This is a genomic window from Prevotella sp. P6B1 (assembly GCF_000702825.1).
Lineage (GTDB): Bacteria > Bacteroidota > Bacteroidia > Bacteroidales > Bacteroidaceae > Prevotella.
Window position 1 is genome coordinate 267,629 of record NZ_JNKF01000013.1, and the last position, 21,848, is coordinate 289,476.

Here is a 21,848-nt window from a genome sequence, read left to right on the forward strand (position 1 = left end):
ACTATCGGTCGATATCAGGAATTACAACGTCAATGGCAGCACAGGTGGCAATCAGGTCGGCAATCTTCTGACCACGCAGCATGGGGTCGAAAGCACCTACCAGCGAAAGTCCCATTGGGCGCATCTTCATGCGGTATGGACTCTTGTCGCCACGAGAGTCGAGATAAACACCAAACTCACCAGCTACACCCTCAACCGAGTAGTACCACTGGCCCTCGGGCACTTTGATGATAGGCTTCTGCTTCACGTAGAAGTCGCCCTCGGGAATATTGTCGATGAGCTGCTCGATAATGTTCAAGCTCTGGTACATCTCGTTGATGTGAACCAGGTAGCGGTCCATAGAGTCGCAACCAGTCAGTGTGCACTGCTCCCACTCTACCTTGTCGTACATATCGTATGGGTGATTCTTACGCACATCGCTCTTCCAACCCGAAGCACGTCCAGCAGGACCGGTTACTGCATACGAGATACAGTCCTCCAGACTCATTGGTCCGCACTTCTCCAGTCGGTTGTGGGTAATCACGTTATCACCAAACACATCCATATACTCTTTGATCATGGGTCGCAGATACTTCACCAGTGCCTTTACGTTTGATACAAAATTAGGATCGATATCGTCCTGCAGTCCACCTATTCTATAATAGTTCTGAATCAGACGTCCACCGGTGGTCTCCTCCATACAGTTCAGTACATGCTCACGATCGCGCATACCATACAGGAAGGCAGTGAGTGCACCCAAGTCCTGAGCCACACACGAAGTGTACAGCAGGTGACTGTCCAAACGCTGCAACTCATCCATAATGGTACGGATATACTTGATACGGTCGGTCAGCTCAACCTCCATGGCCTCTTCAATCACACCTACCAGTGCATGACGATGCTGCATGGCACCCAGGTAGTTCAGTCGGTCGGTCAGCGCCAGTGTCTGAGGATAGGTCATACCCTCCCACATCTTCTCGATACCACGATGGATATAACCAAAGTGAGGATAGATACGCTTTACGGTCTCACCGTCCAACACAGTCTGCAAACGCAGCACACCATGGGTAGCAGGGTGCTGAGGACCGATGTTAATCACATAGTCGTCAGCCTCAAACAGCTTATTCTGCTTGCACTGCAGGTTACCATCCTTATCCAGATAGTACTCCAGTCCGTAGTTAGGCTCTACATCGTCCTCAAGGGTGTACTTATCGTTAAACTCCCAGTCCTTACGGAAGGGGTGACCCTTAAAGTCGGTACGCAGGAACAAGCGACGCATATCCTTATGTCCCAGGAATACGATGCCAAAGAAATCGTAAACCTCGCGCTCCAGCAACTCAGCTACCTTCCAGATATTTGATACAGTAGGAATGTATGGAATCAGTTGACCATCAGTCTCGCCTGTGCCATTCGATGACATGCCATCACCACAAACCTTAGTTCTAGCAAGCTGCTTAACTGAGCAACGCTCATGGGTGTTGGTGTTCTCCAAAATGTACACACAACCCAGCCCCTCTTCAGCACCGAAATCCTCGCCTACGATAGTCACAAGATAGTCGAAACCTTTCTTGCTCTTCAAGTTCAGCATCTCTGAGGCGAACTTGTCAAAATCAAAACTCAAAAATTCTAATTTCATGCCTTGTCCTCCTCTTTCTTTAACTCCTTAACAAAATCCTCGGGTACAGCAGTTACCACGATTGGCTCGCGGCGATGATCGCCCAGGTTGTTACGGAATGTCAACTCCTCGTTCGATACGCCCAGTTCGCGCTCCTCAGCGGTCTGCTTGTGGTTAGCACCTCCAAAGAATTTCTCTACCTTCACCTTACGCTGCAGCTGCATCATACCATACATAATGGCCTCGGGACGTGGGGGGCAGCCAGGGATAAACACATCCACGGGCACAATCTCCTCGATACCCTTAACCACATGGTAGCTCGACTTGAAAGGTCCACCGCTGATGGCGCATCCACCAACAGCAATCACATACTTTGGCTCAGCCATCTGGTCGTACAAGCGTTTCAGGGCTGGGGCCATCTTGTGGGTGATGGTACCTGCACACATAATCAGGTCAGCCTGTCGTGGTGAGTTACGTGTTACCTCGAAACCAAATCGGGCAAAGTCGTAACGTGAGCAACCACAAGCCATAAACTCAATACCACAGCACGATGTAGCAAAGGTGAGCGACCACAGTGAGTTACTACGTCCCCAGTTAATCAACTGGTCCAACGAACCTGTAACCACGTTCACACCACCCTCATGCAGCTCGTCGATAATCTTCTCCAACGACTCGTTGTCGTTCCACTCCTCGTAAGGAATGCTCTTGATGTGGGGCTTTCTTACTTCCATTCCAAGTCTCCTTTCCGCCAGGCATAAGCCAAGCCTAATACCAGAACTACTAAGAAGAAGCCGATGCTAAGCAATGCCATCGAACCGAACTCCTTCACTACCACAGCCCATGGATACAGAAACACCGTTTCCACATCGAACATGAGGAACAAGATGGCAAAGAGATAGAAACCTACCGAAACAGGCAACCACGAGCTGCCGCGGGTAGGAATACCGCTCTCATACGGCTCACCTTTGACCTTTGCGTAGGACCTTGGTCCCAACAGCTTGGCCATCACGTAAGCCGCTACCACCAATGTAATAGCCGTCACCAAGACGGTAATTAACAAAGTAAAGTTCATAAAAAGCTAACTATAATTATTTATTAATGTTTTAATTATTCCATTATCAAGTAGTTACTCACCCATCACCTCTGTGATTGGCTCACCCACACAGGCGTTTGGCTGCTGTATGTGCAGCTTGTGACAAACGGTGGGCGCAATGTCGGTAATGTGTACCTCTCGGCTGGTTTCGCCGTGCTTCACCTTCCAGCCGTAGAACAGCAGGGGGATGTGGGCATCGTAGGGGTTCCACTCGCCATGGGTGGTACCGATGGGCGACGAGTATTTGCTGTTAAAGCCGTACCAGCCGGGCTCCAGCATGAAGATGATATCACCCGAACGGTCGTGGTGATAGCCCTTCAGCACGCGCTCCTTCAGAAAGGCGGGGATAGGTGCTGTGGCTGCCTTCTTAAAGTCGCAGGCAAAAGCCACATGTGGGGTATTCAGCAGCTCCTCTACGATACCATCGCGAAGCTTCTGTTCATCAACACCCTGCTCACGTATTGCGTCCTTGTCCAGTACCAGGCGGTAATCCAGACAGTCCTTAATCACATTCTTGGTCAGACCGAATCTGACACCCAGTCGGTTAGCCGCATTCACCACATATTCCTCGTCCCACTTAAAGGGACCGCCATTCAGCTTATGGTCCTGCATAAACTGATGGTTATGCGCAGCACCATGGTCGGCAGTCAGAAACACCAGGTAGTTACCCTCACCCACCTGCTCGTCGAAAGCCTTCAGCAGTTTGGCAATGTCCTTATCCAGTTCCAGATAGGCCTCGTCGGTATGTTCACCACGGGTGCTATACTCATGACCGATGACATCTGTCTGCGAGAAGCTGATACACAGCATATCCGTCTCTTCACCCTTACCAAGCTGTTCGCCTTTTAAAGCAGCAATGGCCATATCAGCAGTGATATGACCACACAATGGATACAGTCCTACGTTCTTACCCACCTTCTGCAGCTCCTTGTTTTTTTTCAGCTGGGCGTTGTAATCCTTGGCCCACTGTGGCAGTTCCTGCATATACCAGGTACTACTGACAAACTGACCGGCTTTGGTATCAATCCAGTAGGCAGCACTGGCACTACGTCCGGCTGGCAGAATGGCTGCACGGTCCTTGTAGCTCACGCCAATCACCTTCGACTTAAAGTCGGTATGCAATCGCAGCTGGTCGCCAATGGTGGTGGCCAACAGGTTTACGGGCGACGAAGCATCTTTCTTGTTGCTGCCCACGGTCGTCACGTCGTGATCCTCGCAACTGCTGATTTTCACGCCATTCTTGTAAAAGGCGTTACCGCAAATACCATGAAAAGCGGGAGTTGTACCTGTATAAGCGCTGGTATGTCCGATAGCAGTTACGGTGGGCAGATAATTAATAAGGCAGTTATTACACGAGTATCCTTGGTTTATGAGGCGCTTCAGTCCGTCCTCCTGATACTGATTGTAATATCTGCCTAGATAATCCCAACGCATCTGATCGACTACGATTCCTATCACGAGCTTAGGACGCTCGTTAAACTGCGTTTGTGCTTGACTATCAACGATATAGCACAACGCTATTGCAACGAATAGTATCAATCTTCTCATAATTGGTTGCAAAGGTACGAAAAATCCGCCAAAGTTCCAAATTCTCTGGCGGATTTTTTTACGAGCGCTCGATGATTTCCAAACACATGCGCGTGTTGTGATACGGGCACTTCCAGAAACCCGCTTTATCGTCGGTGGTGTTCAACAGTCCGTTAGCATGCCTGCTCCAGTACCACTCGCCATGTTCAAAGTCTATCAGCTGTTTCTTGATATAATGCCAGCATTTTTCAGCACGATTAAAAGCCTCTTCATCACCGAAATGCTGCCAGATATTATACCAGCCCACCACGTTCTCGGCCTGTACCCACCAGTGCAGGTCGTCATCCACGTGCCCTGTATCCAGATTGGCCTCATGTATCAGTGCACCATCAGGACGCAAGCCCTTGGCCGAAGCCTCTGCAACTGCCTGTACAATAGGCTCTACCTTGGCCAGCACGTTGGCATCACCCAGTACCAGAGCGGCCTCATGCAACAGCCACGAGCACTCGATATCGTGCCCATAGCTCTCCAGGTGTCCGGCCCCTCGCGTCCAGTCCATCCCGAAGAACAGGTCCAGGTGGTTGGTCTCCTTATTCAGAATCTTATCTGTAAAAATATCTACCAGATTTCTGAGCGAACCTTTCACCTCGCTAATGGTCTGTTGAGGCACACTGATACCAACAGGCAGCACAGCACCTAGAGCAGGCACATAATCACAGTTTTCCTGGGCTTGCACTTCTTTTAAGCATCTGAGAAGATTTGTGTATGGTTCGATAATGTGCAAGTGGGTGTTCTGCGATTTGGGGTAGTTGGCATCCAGATCCGACAGACGCATATCAGCTATCTCGCCCCACTCGCGCGTGCAGGCCTCAATATAGCCGTTATGCTCACTGTCAAAGGCGTGCTCCTCTATACAGTCGTACAGTTCAAGCGCATAGTCCAGCGCCTCTCTGTCGCCCGTAGCACGGGCATATTCCGAGAGTCCGTAAATCATAAAGCCGATGGCATAGAACTGCTTCTTGGTGTCAAGCGGGTTTCCCTCGCAATCCACGCTCCAGTACACGCCACCATACTCCTGATCAATGAAATGCTCAATGATATAGTCCTTGGCGCGGGTGGCGGCCTCCAGATACTCCGAATGTTTCAGCACACGGAAAGCAGCCGAGAAGGCCCACAGGATACGCGCATTCAGGATAGCGCCTTTCTCGGCTTCGGGGTGCAGCTCACCCTCACCATCCATCCGACCATAAAAGCCACCATGCTCATAGTCCATCATCTGGTCGAGCCAGAAACGCAGGATGTTATTCTCCACCACATCCTGCATTTCTCGCTTCATGATATCTGTATGTCCCATCATTTCTTAATCGGATAAATCCAGGTCAGTACAATAATCAGGCCGGCAATAATAGCTGGGAACAGAGAGAACAGACTCCATACCATCGAGAGCACCGAGTCGGTAATCGAGGCAGGGTCCACCATGGTGTTACCCATGTCGTCGGTAATCATGCTGGCACCAGCCAGACCCAGGAAGAGGGCTACCAGCGAACCAGAGATGGCGGTACCGAACTTCTGGGCCATGGTACCCGATGAGAAGATCAATCCGGTGCTCGAGGTACCGTTCTTTTCGGTTGCATAATCAGCCACATCGGCATACATACTCCACAGCAGGGGCGAATACAAGCCGATACCGATCGAGGTAAGCACCACCAGGGCCACCATCACCCAGATATAGCTGGGGTCCATGGGCACGAAGAAGAAAGCCACCGAAAAAACTACACAAATCAGGGCAGCTGCCATAAAGGCCTTACGCTTCGAACCGATAATCTCAGTGAACTTAGGTGATACACCACCGAAAATCATACAAGTCAGCTCACCAAAGGTCATAAACACGGTGTAGTTGATAATCAGTCCGCTCACCGTCACATCGCCATGCAGACAGTATTCCAACAGATAACCAGCCACAGCGTAGCGGAAACCATTAAAAAAGTTCGTACAAATACCGATAAGTGTCAGGATAATCCAGGGCTTGTTCTTAAACAGATCGCCAAACTGCTTGAACTCGAATTTCTCGGCACGTACGGGCTTCAGGCGCTCCTTGGTCAGGAAGCCGCAAGCCAAGGTGCCGGCAGCAGCTATCACACCAAAGAAGGCACCCAGTACTGCATACTGGTGCTGCTCGGTACCACCCACCAGTCGCTGCAGGTAAGGGAACGACAGGAGGGTGATAAAGCCCATCGCATAGGCACCTACCATACGGAAACTCGAGAACTGGTTCTTCTCGTTGTCGTCATCGGTCATCACACCCAGCAGCGAGCCGTAAGGCACGTTCACAGCGGTGTACAGGGCCATCATCAGCAGATACAGACTATAAGCCCAGATGCGCTTACCTGTCAATCCGAAGTCGGGTGTATACAACAGCAGAGCAAACACAAGTCCGAAGGGGATGGCCCCGAATATCAGCCAGGGACGATAAGTACCCCATTTGCTCTGTGTACGGTCAGCGAGCGAACCCATCAGCGGGTCGGTCACCACATCAAACATACGTGCAATCAGCATCAGCGTTGCCGCATCAGCAAATGTCAGTCCAAACACATTTGTAAAAAACAGCGGGAAGGCAATCGACATAATTTTCCATGTAATACCACCAGCCGCCGCATCGCCTAAAGCGTAACCTATTTTTTCTTTTAAACTAGCCATGATAATTTACAATTTACATTTTTTGTTCTTTGCAATCAGTTTCTTGATAGTCTCCACACTAGCGGCAGTGTAGTAACCATCCTCTGGGGTGTTCATACAGTAATCTATGAGCTTATCGATTGTCGATGTAGCCACGTGCATGCGGGTGTCGGCCGAGGCATAGTAGATAAACACCTTTCCATCCTCATCAGCAATCCAGCCGTTGGAAAAAGCAACATTCATCACATCACCATAATACTCGTTACCCTCAGGCACCAGGAAGTAGCCACCCGGACGTGCAATCACCTTCGTGGGATCGTCCAAAGCCGTCATATACATATACAGCACGTAGCGCAGTCCGTCAGCCGTGGCACGCACACCATGTGCCAAGTGTAGCCAGCCCTTAGGCGTCTTAATAGGGTGTGGTCCCTCACCATTCTTCACCTCGGCAATCGTGTGGTATTTGCGCTCGTAGATAATCGTCTCGTCCTTAATTTCAGCGTGGGCGATGTCATCCACCAGCGCCCAGCCAATCCCACCACCGCTACCAGTGTCGATAAAACCATCCTGCGGACGAGTATAGAAGGCGTATTTCCCGTTTACAAACTCGGGATGCAGCACCACGTTACGCTGCTGACTCTTGGTATTCAGATCGGGCAGGCGGTACCAGGTTTTCAGATCCTTGGTACGGGCGATACCTGCAGTAGCTGTAGCAGCACTCAGCTCACCTGGCTGCGAGTCGTCATGACGCTCAGCACAGAACACGCCATATATCCAACCATCCTCATGCTGGGTCAGACGCATATCGTAAATATTGGTGGCAGGCACCACATCATCTGGCATGGTGATGGGTTCCTCCCAGAAACGGAAGTTATCAATACCATTGGGACTCTCTGCCACAGCAAAGTAACTCTTGCGGTCAGCACCCTCAACACGCGCCACCAAGCAGTACTTACCCTGCCACTTAATGGCACCAGCGTTCAGCGTGGCATTACACATAATACGTTGCATCAGGTACGGGTTGTCCTGCTCACTGAAGTCGTACTTCCACTCCAAGGGCACATGCTCAGCTGTTAACACAGGATTTTTGTACTTCTCGTAAATTCCATTTCCCCACTCCAGGGGCTCGTTTTTCTGGGCCAGTAGCTCCTCATGATGTTTTCTCAGAGCTGCCACCTTCTGTTCAAATTCGATCATATCTTAATTTTTCAATTTTTATCATTTAGCATTTTTGCATTCTTACATTTTTAATTATCACATTCTCCTAAGAACATCACGTTCTTGGCATTCTTAAATGCTTTGCGATAATCATCGCCACAAGGCGTGTTGGGCACAGGACCGAACCACTCATTTTCGTAGTTGCGCCATAGCAGGAAATAGCAGATAGGATACTTATCCATCTGGGGCTTCAGCACCCTACCGAACCATGTAGCATCAGGAATATTCTTAAAGCCACACTCGGTCATGGCCAAAAGTTTGCCATTATCTTTTGCAAACTTAGCCAGGAAGGTCAGGTCGTTGTTGACGGCTTTGATAAAATCCTGCTCAGTGCCCCACTGATAGGCGTCCTCACCTATCAGCGTCACACGATCGTTGCCAGGGTAGCGCTGCATAAAGCGCTCCAATGTCCAACCACCATCCAAGTTAGGCGAGTAGCTCCACAACAGGTTACTGAACCCACGCGCGTTCATATAATCCTGCAGCAGGTTCCACAACGCCTTGAACTCGCTGTCGGTACATAGTTTCTGGCCCCACCAGAACCACGAGCCATTATTCTCGTGCCAGGGGCGGAAGATGATAGGCACAGGCTGTCCTGCTTCATCCTTCAGACTCTCGATAAAGTCGGCCACACGCATCATCCACAACTTGAACTTGTCTGCCATCACACCTCCTGGCAGAATACTTTTCACAACCTTATTACTGGTCACATCCCAGGCCGTGCCACCTGTCAGCGGGTTACGAGGGTGCCAACTGATGGTCACCACACCCCCACGCTTCACATGGGCCAGCAACTCATCGCGTATGCGGGTAAAGGGTACACTATCCAGATTCTTCTCGTCACCCATCTCTATGCCACCCAACTCAAAGCCCATCACAGCCGGGTAATCACCCACGGTTAGTTTCACATCGCTCTTACCATCCTCGTAAGCCCAACCAATACCGTAGAACGGGTCATCCTGGTGTCCTGCCATATAGCCTTTCTGCTGCAAGGTCTGCAGTCTGTCGGCCAGCTCGGTGGCGGTGGTCGATTTCAATTCCTTCAGCAACCAAGCCTCCCAGGTGTCCCACTGCTCCTGATGCCAGAAGTGCCAGGTAGCCTGATAAGGTTTGATTTCCTTAGGTCCCTTTACGATATTATAGGTAGCCCACGCACTTGTTGGCGGCACCACATCGTCGTCATAGCCGAACGAGAACCAGCCCTTCTGCTTGCCATCAATCAGTCGCGCAAAGTTCACGCCATCATAATAGCGCGATGTTTCAATTTGCTTCTCCTGCCCCTTGCCTTTGTTCCAGTAGAAGTAATGAGGCCATCCGCAGGCAGTCCCTTTCAGCGAGTTGGTATGATCGCAAAGAGCCGCATGCACAGGGGCATAGCAGGTCATGCGTTTATCCAGCCCGGCACTCACCAGGGTCAGGAATCCACCCTGACTCGATCCTGTCACACCAGCCTTCTCACCGTTCCAGGGGGTATACTGCTCGATATAGTCCATCGCACGGATACAGCCTATGATCACATGGTGATAGTAATGCTTGTCGCGGTTGTCCATATTGAACTCCCAGTAACCCTGCAACGCGCCATTGCCCAGATTGTCGTACACACCCTGCTCCATCGTCACGGGGATGCCGTGGATACCAATCTCAAGCGTGATGACACCCTGAGAGGCCGAATATACATCGCCACCATAGGGACGCACGCCAGCGCCTGGCACACGCAACAAAGCGGGATATTTGCCCTCGCGCACGGGCACGCATAAAATTCCATAGGTACGTGAGCCCCAGCGCTCGTTGTTAAAGCTTACTTCGTACACGTTCACATCCTTGGTACAACGCTCAGGCAACAAACGCTTGGTGGGGTTCAGGTCGGTTTTTCGGGCATCTGTGATCGATTTTTGCCAGTACTGCTCAAAATCCTCGGGCATCACGGTCGATGGTTGCAGTTTTTCAGGATTAAAGGCAGCCCCACAGGCCCCATGGTAATCCTGTCCGTTCACATGGGCCGTTACATCCAAACGATAGAATCCCGGTTTCGTCATCGTGCCTTGCAGCTTCAGGGTTCCGTCCTTCAGGGTCACGCTTTTGCGGATGTTCTGATACATCTCAGGCCCCATCGCATAATCTATAGCAACGTTTTTAAGTAATGTTCCCTCCTGGCGCACTTCTATAGTAAAATGCACTTTTTCGTCTGTATTGTATCGCCAGTCAGTATGGTCGGGCACCACGGTCACCACCACACTATTTCCACGAATCTGCGCCTGCAGCATCAGTACCGCCCCAACACAGAAAAAGAAAGCAAGTAGCCTTTTCATTTTTAATTACTGATTGTCGTTTTATTCAATTTTAAGTTTACCGCTGCAAAGTTACTACAACTTTCTCAAACTGCTATACTTTTTTTTGCTCAATCATTACACTTTTCCACCATTTTCCCGACAAAGTAATTCACTTATCCAAAAAAAAGTTGTAAAATACACATATTAGTTAGAAATAATAAACAACTAATGATAGAGAAAGTAAACCAACCAAGACAACACAATAAAATTGGCATATTACAAAAAACAAAAAGTCGAACATTGTTAAAAAAATGTAATTTCAAGAGAATTCAACCAAATTCATAGACACACATTCACAATAAATATGTAATTTTGTCCCCATATTATATTTTAAATATGGAAAAAAAAGATCTTATTTACATTTGTACAAAAGTTTTAGCTGGCATTGCAATAGCATTTGGTGTATTTGCAGCCATACCAATGATTATGCTGGCATGGGAGATTATTGGATCCAGAATGGCGCCAGAAACCATGGAGCTTCCCTTTCCCCTTAAGAGATTCGGGCTAGACGGGTTGGAAACCAACAATCCAGGCATACTGACCACCTACGTTGTAACACTTACAACTACTTTACTGGCCGCTACTTACGCACTGATGCACGTACTATTCCGCACCACTTGTAATAGAGTCAAAGCCATGGGCAAAATTGAACTTATTGTCACTGGCGCTGTTTTCGGCATATCGCTATGCGTATTGATACCCACCACAAAAACAGTATTAAAAGAAAGTAAACATGCATTAGAGGCTAAACAGGAAGACCGCAACTCCTATATGGGTATTCAAATGGATGAGCTAAGCAAAAGTTACCTTAGCAAGAACGGATGGTCGCTGACTAAACACGAGAATTGTTTTGACAATTACGTTCGCAAAGGAGAATATTACACTGGCGACCAGGACGTTGCATACTTGGATGCATGGAACCCCAACGGACAGCAATTGTATCAAGCAGAGAAGAGTCAACCAGTTGAAGCCGGCACATATCGCATCATCTGCAGCGCACGTGCCGAAGGTCCCGGTTGTTATATTTTCGCCAAAACAACCAGTAATAGCGTCCTGAAGTTTGTTGAGATTCCCCATTACGGCAATACCGAAGGTGAAATCTGGGAAAACGCCCCTGAGGGCTCAGCAGAAAGAGACGTCAACATGGGTAACGGATTCGGCTGGAGCAAAGTTGTTGTCACCGTCGAAATCAAGGAACACGACACACTTATTTATGGTGTAACTACTGACCAAAAATTCAGTGGTAAAGCCTGCAAGTCACAATGGTTCTCTGCAGCAGATTTTGAAGTAGAGCGTTTAGGCATCAACTAGATCTGATGATAATTTACAAGTCCATCTAAGGGACTCTTCAATATAACGCCAACCTGATACCCCTGCATCTGGAGTATCAGGTTGAGTTGTTCTTGATAATACCAAGCAATACTACCCACGAAAGAAACGGTCAGATCACGACGCGCATAACGTGAAAGATGATAATTAACAAAATCATTAAATGCATTGTACACTAACTGACGGATGGCCTCATAATCCATGTGCCGATAAATAAATTCAGATAATGACGCCAAAAAACGATTAGCCTGAGGCTCTCGATAGACCCTATTGATAATTTCGGACAAGCCAAATCCCATTTCACGTTCAAATAACACACGTATTTGGTAGTCGAGTACACCTGTATAGATATCATGTAAAAGATGCTTACCCAATACTGCACCACTACCTTCATCACCTAGGATATACCCCAAAGCAGGCGTATTATGAACAATTTCTTTACCATTATACACGCACGAGTTAGCCCCCGTTCCGAGAATACAAGCGATCCCCTCACTACGACCACACAAGGCACGTGCCGCACCCAACAGGTCACTATGAGCCTCTACCACCTGGGAGTCAACAAAGGATTCACGCAACAGATTTTCCACACGGCCTTCAACCTCAGGACGAACCCCACTACCATAAAAATACACAGCATCAACAGACACATCACCCAATTGAGGCATCAGATCATTATTAAGAACATTTCGAATATGGTCATCTGCCACATGAAAAGGATTAAGCCCTATCGTATGAGCTTCTATCGGGGTGGATATATTATCTGGATTAAGACATATCCAATCGGTTTTAGTGCTACCACTATCAGCAATAAGTATCATAACACACGCAATTTTAAGTGATTTTGGCGCAAAAGTAGCAAAAAAAAAGGAGAAAATGCAGAAAAACGAGAAAAAAAATGTAATTTTGCAAAATGTAAAACGAACATTGCATTGAATATGAAACGATTACTGTTATTATGCATTTTCGCCCTAAGCATCATAGAGGCTGGAGCTGTACTTAAAGAAAAGGATTTGGAACAAACGCTGGGCATATTACGCACAGAGTTAAAGCAGTACAATAACGAGTTGGATCGTAGATCGTCTGCACGCAAAGACCGAACTAAGCGCCTGATCCTGCAACTGATGTCAACTATGAAGCGAGCCGACCAAAATGCATTAATGCTTTATTCACAGCAACAAGACAACGTGTTTGACCTGACCTACGCCTGCCATGAAGCCACGCAGCAGTATCGCGACTTTCATCGTCAACAGCTACCATTTACTAGTTTTCTATCAAAAACAGAAAACGAAATCGTTAGATATGACAGTTTGATAAACCACTTGCAAGGCATCCCTGAACGCATCATGACGAAATATGGTGCACAAAACCGCGACTCATGCTTACTGTTGGCTCAGAGCATTCGTGGAAAGCTGGAAGAAAACGCAAGTACACTACGCCGCAACATATACCTTTACACCAAAGCAGAGAATCGTTTAAGCGAATTGAACGACTACGCACAGAAACGCTATAATGACATCCAACAAAGCATTTTTATCAATGGTGGAGACAGTTACCCCACTCTACTGAAAAATATGAGCCGTCGCTGGCAACAACTATCGGACAACCTGCAGAAGAAATACAGCTTCCAATCCAATGTTAATTCACAATGGAGTCCACAATGGATTTTCGGCATGTTCCTTGGAATTATATTTTATGTAGTCGTAGCCATTATACTCAATCTCCTTTTCTTCAAGTTTATCCTCCCCAACAGATTAAAAACTGAAGAATTCCTAAAGAAACGAACGTGTATCATCCTGGCCACGACAACCGTTACTTTTGCAATTATTCAAGGATTAGTCATCAGCACCACAAGTCAGAACTTCCTGATTATGGCGTCCAATCTGCTAGTTGAATACGCATGGCTGCTAGGTGTCATTCTCATATCACTACTACTCCGCGTAAAAGGTGAACAGATTAAGAGTGCCTTCCGCATCTATGCCCCATTAATAGCCGTAGGATTCATCGTTATCGGTTGTCGTATCATTCTGATACCAAACGAATTAGTCAATTTAGCATTACCACCAATCTTATTTCTGAGTGCCTTCTGGCAGTGGGGTGTGATTCGTCGTCATAATCAGAACATTCCCCGTAGTGATATTTTCTACACCTACGTTTCACTGATTGTTTTCGTCACATCAGTAATCTGCTCGCTTATTGGTTACACATTATTTGCCGTACAACTCATAATCTGGTGGATCATGCAGTTAACTTGCATCCTAACCATCAACTGTATCAGCCGATATCTGGAAATCTATGCCAAGCGGAAGCGCCTGACTCAGAAGCCCATCACCAAGACATGGGCATATTATCTTGTAGAAAAAGTCATCATACCCGTCATGGGGGTACATTCTGTCCTGCTGAGTATATATTGGGCAGCCAAGGTGTTCAATCTGACCGATATGTGTATGAAGATATTCGTATACAACGTAATAGATCTGGAGAACCTGAAACTTTCCATGGCAAAACTTACTATGGTCATTACTATGTGGTTCTTATTCCGCTATATATCCAAGACAATATTAGCTTTCCTCAGAATACACTATGAAATAAGCGATCCATCAACTGCAGCCAGCCGCGAGGTTATGGGGCGCAACGTGATTCAGGTTCTGGTTTGGGGTATGTGGCTCATGTTTTCATTGTCACTACTCAACATCAGCTTAGCTTGGCTTCTGGCTATCTCAGGAGGTCTGTCAACCGGTATCGGTTTTGCCTCTAAGGACATCATTGAGAATATCTATTACGGCGCCTCACTCATGGCTGGGCGTATAAAAGTTGGCGATTGGATTGATGTTGACGGCACCATGGGTAAGGTTGTTTCTATTAGCTACACATCAACGGTAATTGAATCCATGCAAGGTGAAGTTATCACATTTCAGAACGCTCAGCTCTTTGCAAAGAACTACAAGAACCTAACGCGCAACCACGGCTATGTTTTGGCTGTGGTTCCCTTTGGCGTTGCATACGGTTCAAATCTCAAAGAAGTTACCACCATGGTAGAAGACGCTGTCAACGACATGCATAATGAGTTTATTGACCAAGAGAAACGTGCAAAGTGCGTAGTAGCAGAGATGGCCGATTCCAGCATTAACTTCAAGATGTTTGTTTGGGCTGAAGCACCTAAGCGTTCGTATGTCATCAGCGAGGTTCTGAAATGTATCTACGATACGTTGAACCAGAACAATATCAACATTCCATTCCCGCAGAGGGATATTCACATAGTGAATCAATAAACATTGAAAAAATAAAGAATTTAAGCAAATAATTTGGCGGATTTGAATAAAATACGTATTTTTGCAGCATTAATATGAGCAACATGACAAACATCATAGCAGGGCCATGCGTCATTGAGTCGGCAGAACTTCTCGACACAGTGGCCAAGAAGTTGGTTGAGATTAACAAGCAACTGGGAATTAATATCATCTTCAAAGCTTCATTCGACAAGGCCAACCGTACTTCCATCACCTCGTTCCGTGGACCAGGCATTGACCGCGGACTACAGATGCTGTCTGATATAAAATCAAAATACGGTCTTCGCATACTGACAGACATACACGAGAGTTGTCAGGCAGAGCCTGTCGGTGAGGTGTGCGACATCATCCAGATACCAGCATTCTTGTGCAGACAGACAGATCTGATAATAGCCGCCGCAAAAACAGGGCGCATTGTAAACATCAAGAAGGCCCAATTTCTCTCGGGCAAGGATATGATTTATCCTGTTCAGAAAGCTAAAGATGCCGGCGCCAAGGAAGTATGGCTGACAGAACGCGGCAACATGATGGGGTACAACAATTTGGTTGTTGATTTCCGCAACATCCCTGATATGCTGGAGATTGTGCCAACCGTCATTATGGATTGTACCCACAGTGTGCAGCGCCCTGGTGGCAGCAATGGTAAAACGGGGGGCGACCGCCGATTTGTCCCACAGATGGCTTTGGCAGCCAAAGCATTCGGCGCTACAGGCTACTTCTTTGAAGTGCATCCCGACCCAGATCACGGATTGAGTGACGCAGCAAACATGTTGGAACTCGATAAGCTGGAGGAGCTTGTGAAGAAACTATTAGCATAATATAATGAAAACTACAAGAGAAATAGCTATACAATGTATTAAGGACGAGGCAGAAGCAGTATTAGGACTGATTCCGCAACTTGACGAGAACTTTGACAAGGCAGTAGATTTAATACTGCACTGCAAAGGAAAGGTAATTGTTACTGGAGTGGGCAAAAGCGGCCACATTGGTGCCAAGATTGCAGCCACCCTATCAAGTACTGGCACTCCTTCGTTCTTTACCAATCCGCTTGACGTATTTCATGGCGACTTGGGAGTCATGACGCAGGACGACGTTGTATTGGCTATATCAAACTCAGGACAAACCGATGAACTGCTGCGCTTCATCCCCATGGTATTGCACATGCAAATTCCCATCATCGGGATGAGCGGCAACCCCAAATCACTATTGGCAAAATACTCAACCTACCACCTCAATGTGCAAGTAGAGAAAGAGGCATGTCCCCTGAATTTGGCTCCAACCAGCAGCACCACCGCCCAACTTACTGTAGGTGATGCTCTGGCCATTGCACTGATGGAGAAACGCAACTTCCAGCCACGCGATTTTGCCCAGTTCCATCCGGGGGGCGAATTAGGTAAACGACTGCTGACCACCGCTCAGGATGTTATGCGTACAGAAGATATGCCTATACTCCCACCGGAAATGCATCTTGGCGAAGCCATCATTCTGGTCAGCAAGGGTAAGTTGGGGCTGGGTATAGCCATGGTTGACGATAAGATTACAGGGCTTATTACCGATGGTGACATCCGCCGTGCCATGGAGAAATGGCAGGCAGAATTCTTCGACCGCACTGTCAGTGATATCATGACACGTACACCTAAGATGGTAAAACCTGAGACGAAAATTACAGAGATTCAACGAATCATGAATAAATTTAAAGTACATTCAGTACTGGTAACCGACGGTGAGGATCATCTGTTGGGCGTAGTTGACCATTATTCTTGTATGATATGAGAGCTATAAAGAAAATACTGATCGTTTTGTTGCTACTTATTCCATTAGGAGTGGTGGCCGACTATCTGTTTAAGACGCTGGAAGCACGAGACGGCCTGACATCCAGCCAGGTAAACTGCATACTAAAAGACTCGCGTGGCTATATGTGGTTTGGTACGCCCGCAGGATTGTACCGATTCGACGGCTACACTTTCCGCAACTTCCAGAGCGACTCGCAGAACGGTAGTTCGTTGAGCGATAGCTATATCAACTCCATTCAAGAGACACTTGATGGCAATCTGCTGATAGAAACGGCCCAAGGTTATTGTATCTATCATCCACAAACGGAGAGCTTTGAGCGCGACATGAAACAAGCTTTCGCACGTATGGGTATCGAAACTATCCCATCAGTGGTATATGTCGACAAGCATAAAAATCTGTGGGGAGCCATCCCAAATAAGGGAGTAGTATGCTATAATCAGCAGCAACAACTGTTATACGAATTCGGATATACTGACGACTCCAAAGGCGTTCCACAAGGCGTAGTCTGCTCAATCAGCGAATGCAACGATGGCGCCCTGATAGTCTACGACGATGGAAAGATAGCCTGCAGCGACGTGATGCACCAACAAAACACCATTTGGGTAGCAGAGGGTCCAGCAACACTGAAGAACCACAAAACCAAATCTTTGCGTGCCTATGCCGATAGTAATGGTAACGTCTGGCTATACGGACAGGGCACTCTGGTTATGTGGGACAAGAAAAAAGGCACTTGGGACTACACCATCAGCGAAAGACTGGACGTTACAGGTTTGGGCGTTGATCGTAACATCAACGGTATGGCAGGAAATAATGGCAGCATCTGGATTGGTAGCGACCAGTTAGGACTGCTCAGAATGGATCCAAACACTCACGAAATACAGTCAGTCCAGCCACGAAACATCAATGAGAAACAGCTGATTTCTGATAATGTCAGCATACAGAGTGTCTATATGGACGACACTGGTCTTCTTTGGGTTGGAACCGAGAAATCGGGCGTGGCCTATACCGGCAAATACATCTACCGATTCGGGTCTAATCTTTTGGGCGATGTGACAGCTATGGCTCAGCATTCCGACGGATCCATTTGGTATGGTACGAGCGACAAAGGTGTGATTGGGTTTAACGGCCAGCTGGCCAGCCTGAAGGTATCATGCATGGGCAACACACCTGATGGTAGTATATGGATTGGCTCTAAGCGCAATGGACTGACCCGCATCAAGGATGGTGTATCAACCATCTATTCTGTAGCGAGAGATAGTGTTCGCACCATTATTGACGACCACATTAACGCACTGACTACAGACAAAATCGGTAACCTATGGATAGCCACCAACGGCGGACTTCAGGTTTACAACCCAAGAATGAATTCATTCTCGTCATACACACGCGAGAACGGAAAGCTGAGCACCAATAGCATTACATGCTTGTTCTACAAGAAAGATGCCAATGCCAACAACCTGTTGATTGGTACCAGCGAAGGTCTGATTATCTTGAACCTATCGACAACAGAAAAGAAGGTATATACAGGTAATAGTACCAATGTTAAGAGTTTCACGAACAACTATATCACACAGATTTTCCAGGACTCTCGCGGACTTATCTGGGTAGGAACACGCGAAGGTCTGAACATTTTGAATCTGGAGACCGACGAGCTGGACTATCTGACAGAAAAACAAGGGCTCTGTAATAATAACATCTGTGGTATAGCCGAAGACAAGAACCACTGTATATGGGTAACTACCAGCCGAGGGGTAAGTCGAATTGTGATCCAGCGTAATCACGAAGAAAGCAGTAACAACTATGGACTGTATAACTACAGCACTGCCGACGGCTTGCAGAGCAACGAATTTAATACTGGCTCAATCCTAACCAAGCAGGACGGCGAGGTTCTACTGGGTGGTCTGTATGGTGTAAACTGGGTACTGCACAGAGATGGCGCCGAGAAAGAAGAACTTCCTCGCGTCATGTTGACACAGATGTTTATTGGTGAAGAAGAAGTGATAACCGGCCATGAGTATCACGGCAAAGTGATTCTATCGCAGGCTCTAAACGAGACCAGCCGTATCGAGCTCAGTCATAGTCAGAACACCTTCACCATTAAATTTGCCGCAGGTAACTACAATCAGAGTGAGCGCCTGCAGTTCATGTACTGGATGGAAGGTCGCGACGAGGATTGGCGTAATGGCGATGCTTTGACTCATGGTGTGACATTCAACAATCTGAAAGCCGGCAATTACATCCTGCACGTCAAAGCCATCAATGCTGAAGGTGCAGTTAGTAATCAGGAGCGCGTATTGGAGATTAATGTAGAACGCCATTTCTTGCTATCATGGTGGATGATAACTGCCTACATCATCGTATTGGTAGTGATTATCTATTTCTGGCGTATCGGTTTGAATCAACTGAAAGCCATCAAGCACAGAAAAGAGGCCGTCATCAGAGAGTTGCACTTGCAGCGCGAGGAGATCAAAGCTGCCAGCGACGACTTGCGCCAACCTATGGCTCGCATGACATCTATCATAGGCAACCTCTCTGAAAAAGAAAAGTCGCTCGAAGAGAAAGAGCAATTGAATGCCCTCCACTCACAGATGCTGCAGATTATCACTCGCGTAGCCGATATGCAAATGAATCTGGAACATCCTGAAGAGAGAGCAAAGAATAATGTTCAGGATCGCCTGACCATCAACAGCAAGGGAGAGATTGAACTGCCAGAGATTGCCAGCGAGGTTCTGACATCAGAAACCACACGTTCGCGTACTGCAATGGACTCACCTACTACCAAGTTTACAGTCATCATGATTGATGATAACGAACAGTTCCTGGAGTTTGCCGCAGCCCGACTGAAGTTTGTCTATAACTTCCACGTTTATAACGATATTGAGAAAGCTGCTGAAGACTTAGAGCAGATGAAATGCGACCTGGTAGTTTGTAAGCAGGACATGTACGGCATGACAGGTAGTGATCTGTGTAACCAGTTGAAGACCAACTACGTGACTCAGAACATGAAGTTTATCCTGATGACAGATACCGTGCTGACGCCACAAGATATGCGTTCAAAGAATATCACTCTGAGTGCAGACGACTATCTGGCTAAGCCTTTCAATATGCAGGAAGCTACCATGCGATTCAACAAGGTTTTGGGTCTGGGTGCCGTACAGATGGACAACAACCTGATTGAAGGTGCAGAGACACGTAAGCTCGAAGGTCAGAGCAGTAGTATGACCACAGCAACAGAGACCATGGATGCAGGCGAGATAAGCCCAACCGCTTTGACTGAGGTTAGTGCCGATGACCCTATGAACAAGGTCGACACTGCTGTTGTGAAGAATCCACGCAACCAGGCGGTAACCAGCAATCTGCCAGAAGGCATCAAGGGTGCCGACGACGAGGACGAAGGCGGTGGTGCCGATTTCTCGATGGTTGATGCTATGGACCGCCAGCTGCTGAAGAATATTGAGCAATATGTACTGCAGAATATGAGTCGCGGACAGATTAGTCTGGAAGAGATGGCTAACGCGATGGGTATGGGACGTGTACCATTCTTCCATCGTGTACGCAGTCTGACCAACAAGACCCCAGCTGAACTCGTGAGAGACATGCGACTGAAACACGCTTGTATTCTGTTGAAGCGTACGAATATTAATATGAGTGAGTTGGCATCCAACATTGGATTCATGACTGCCGAGAACTTCATCAACATCTTCAAGGAAAAATTCGGCATGACGCCACTCGAATATAGACTGAAACATCGTAAATGATCATAAGAAAGCATTGTCAGACAGGAATAGTTACCATACTATTCCTGCTGATTTCTCTAATAGGACAAGCTCAGACGAGTGACTCGCTGATAGTGAGTCAGATGAAAGAGGTGGGAGTAACCTTCTACCAGCATAATGATGTCAAGCTCATTATGTCGGGTAAGGACAAATTCAACCTGCTTTTTGAGGATATCCGCAACGCCAAGAGCAGTGTGCATCTGGAGTACTTCAACTTCCGCAACGACTCGATAGCCTCGTTGTTATTTGACATTTTACGCGAAAAGCGCAAGGAGGGTGTTGAGGTAAGAGCCCTGTTTGATGGTTTTGGCAACGACTCCAACAATCAGCCACTAAAGAAGCACCACCTCAAGAGTCTGCGTGCAGACAGTATAGATATCCACGAGTACGACCCTGTACGTTTTCCCTGGGTCAATCACATCTGGCCTCGCGACCACCGCAAGATTGTGGTGATAGACGGGCATATAGCCTACACGGGTGGTATGAACGTGGCCGACTACTACATTGTGGGTACAGAGCAGGTGGGCGAATGGCGCGATATGCATTGTCGCATAGAGGGTCCTGTGGTCAACGAGCTGCAGGAAATCTTTGCCCGTATCTGGCAGAAAGTGACCAAGGAGCAACTGCAGGATGCCAAATACTTTCAAGGCAAGGAGCACGGCAACATGCTAGTGGGAATCGCCAATCGCGAACCCAACAAGACCAACAAGATCATGCGCCAGTTCTATATCAATGCCTTGGACGATGCGCAGGATTCCATCCAGATTATCAACCCCTACTTCACCCTCACCCCTTCAATCAAAAAAGCTATCCATCGTGCCATCAAGCGTGGTGTCAAAGTAGATATACTGGTATCGGCCAAGAGCGATATTCCTCTGACACCCGATGCCGTGTACTATAATGTTCACAAACTGATGAAGAAAGGTGCCAACATCTGGCTCTACCAGTCAGGCTTCCATCACTCTAAAATCATGATGGTTGATGGACGCTTCTGTACCGTTGGCAGTACCAATCTTGATGCTCGCAGTCTGCGATATGATTACGAGGTGAATGCACTGATTATCAACAAACGGGTGACTCAGGAACTGCAGGATATGTTTATTCGCGACACTCATAAGAGCGTGCTGCTAACCCCGGAAGAGTGGAACAAATTCCGCACAGGCTGGCAGAAGTTCCGTGGTTGGTTTGCCCAGTTGTTTACCCCATTTATGTAAGATTGCC

15 protein-coding genes are annotated in these 21,848 nt (G+C 47.5%); 6 read left to right on the forward strand and 9 right to left on the reverse strand.

Translation table 11 applies throughout. The annotated features are described in order from the left end of the window. Nucleotide 1: 1 nt before the first annotated feature. The 8 genes from T495_RS0110410 to T495_RS16380 are packed head-to-tail and all read right to left on the reverse strand — an operon-like array spanning nt 2 to nt 10,417. Nucleotides 2-1,615 carry an NADH-quinone oxidoreductase subunit C gene (locus tag T495_RS0110410; protein WP_028903146.1) on the reverse strand — a complete coding sequence of 538 codons (1,614 nt, stop codon included), beginning with the start codon at nt 1,613-1,615 and terminating at the stop codon, nt 2-4. Next, nucleotides 1,612-2,325, reverse strand: a complete 714-nt coding sequence (locus T495_RS0110415; protein WP_033148611.1) for an NADH-quinone oxidoreductase subunit B — start codon at nt 2,323-2,325, stop codon at nt 1,612-1,614. Before T495_RS0110415 ends, T495_RS0110410 begins: the two co-directional genes overlap by 4 nt. Next, complete coding sequence (locus T495_RS0110420) at nt 2,316-2,666, reverse strand: NADH-quinone oxidoreductase subunit A (protein WP_028903144.1); 351 nt, start codon at nt 2,664-2,666, stop codon at nt 2,316-2,318. Before T495_RS0110420 ends, T495_RS0110415 begins: the two co-directional genes overlap by 10 nt. A gap of 54 nt (nt 2,667-2,720) precedes the next feature. Beyond that, nucleotides 2,721-4,235, reverse strand: coding sequence for an alkaline phosphatase family protein (locus T495_RS0110425; RefSeq protein WP_033148612.1), 1,515 nt, complete (start codon nt 4,233-4,235; stop codon nt 2,721-2,723). Nucleotides 4,236-4,293: 58 nt separating this feature from the next. Then, the gene (locus T495_RS0110430) at nt 4,294-5,571 is read right to left on the reverse strand and encodes an AGE family epimerase/isomerase (protein ID WP_369793249.1); all 1,278 of its coding nucleotides are present in this window, start codon (nt 5,569-5,571) and stop codon (nt 4,294-4,296) included. Beyond that, nucleotides 5,568-6,911 carry an MFS transporter gene (locus T495_RS0110435; protein ID WP_028903141.1) on the reverse strand — a complete coding sequence of 448 codons (1,344 nt, stop codon included), beginning with the start codon at nt 6,909-6,911 and terminating at the stop codon, nt 5,568-5,570. The genes T495_RS0110430 and T495_RS0110435 overlap by 4 nt, the downstream gene beginning before the upstream one ends. Before the next feature lie 6 nt (nt 6,912-6,917). Beyond that, nucleotides 6,918-8,087, reverse strand: coding sequence for a glycoside hydrolase family 130 protein (locus tag T495_RS0110440; protein WP_033148613.1), 1,170 nt, complete (start codon nt 8,085-8,087; stop codon nt 6,918-6,920). A 50-nt stretch (nt 8,088-8,137) separates the two neighbouring features. Continuing rightward, nucleotides 8,138-10,417: a glycosyl hydrolase gene (locus tag T495_RS16380; protein ID WP_081832093.1), complete on the reverse strand. Its 2,280-nt coding sequence runs from the start codon at nt 10,415-10,417 to the stop codon at nt 8,138-8,140. A 357-nt stretch (nt 10,418-10,774) separates the two neighbouring features. Between T495_RS16380 and T495_RS0110450 the strand changes: the two genes are divergently transcribed. Continuing rightward, nucleotides 10,775-11,749: a hypothetical protein gene (locus T495_RS0110450; RefSeq protein ID WP_033148614.1), complete on the forward strand. Its 975-nt coding sequence runs from the start codon at nt 10,775-10,777 to the stop codon at nt 11,747-11,749. Here the strand turns inward: T495_RS0110450 and T495_RS0110455 are convergent. Next, nucleotides 11,746-12,588, reverse strand: coding sequence for a hypothetical protein (locus T495_RS0110455; protein ID WP_028903138.1), 843 nt, complete (start codon nt 12,586-12,588; stop codon nt 11,746-11,748). The two genes, T495_RS0110450 and T495_RS0110455, sit on opposite strands and share 4 nt — an antisense overlap. Nucleotides 12,589-12,705: 117 nt before the next feature. On the opposite strand from T495_RS0110455, the gene T495_RS0110460 reads away from it, so the two are divergent. From T495_RS0110460 to T495_RS0110480, 5 genes are all read left to right on the forward strand, one after another. Then, nucleotides 12,706-15,039: a mechanosensitive ion channel domain-containing protein gene (locus T495_RS0110460; RefSeq protein ID WP_081773268.1), complete on the forward strand. Its 2,334-nt coding sequence runs from the start codon at nt 12,706-12,708 to the stop codon at nt 15,037-15,039. 74 nt (nt 15,040-15,113) lie between these two features. Continuing rightward, complete coding sequence (kdsA, locus tag T495_RS0110465) at nt 15,114-15,875, forward strand: 3-deoxy-8-phosphooctulonate synthase (protein ID WP_255327031.1); 762 nt, start codon at nt 15,114-15,116, stop codon at nt 15,873-15,875. A 4-nt stretch (nt 15,876-15,879) separates the two neighbouring features. Then, nucleotides 15,880-16,830, forward strand: a complete 951-nt coding sequence (locus T495_RS0110470; RefSeq protein ID WP_028903135.1) for an SIS domain-containing protein — start codon at nt 15,880-15,882, stop codon at nt 16,828-16,830. Beyond that, nucleotides 16,827-20,609, forward strand: a complete 3,783-nt coding sequence (locus T495_RS0110475; protein ID WP_081832094.1) for a two-component regulator propeller domain-containing protein — start codon at nt 16,827-16,829, stop codon at nt 20,607-20,609. Before T495_RS0110470 ends, T495_RS0110475 begins: the two co-directional genes overlap by 4 nt. Beyond that, nucleotides 20,606-21,841 carry a phosphatidylserine/phosphatidylglycerophosphate/cardiolipin synthase family protein gene (locus T495_RS0110480; protein ID WP_033148616.1) on the forward strand — a complete coding sequence of 412 codons (1,236 nt, stop codon included), beginning with the start codon at nt 20,606-20,608 and terminating at the stop codon, nt 21,839-21,841. The genes T495_RS0110475 and T495_RS0110480 overlap by 4 nt, the downstream gene beginning before the upstream one ends. Nucleotides 21,842-21,848: the final 7 nt, after the last annotated feature.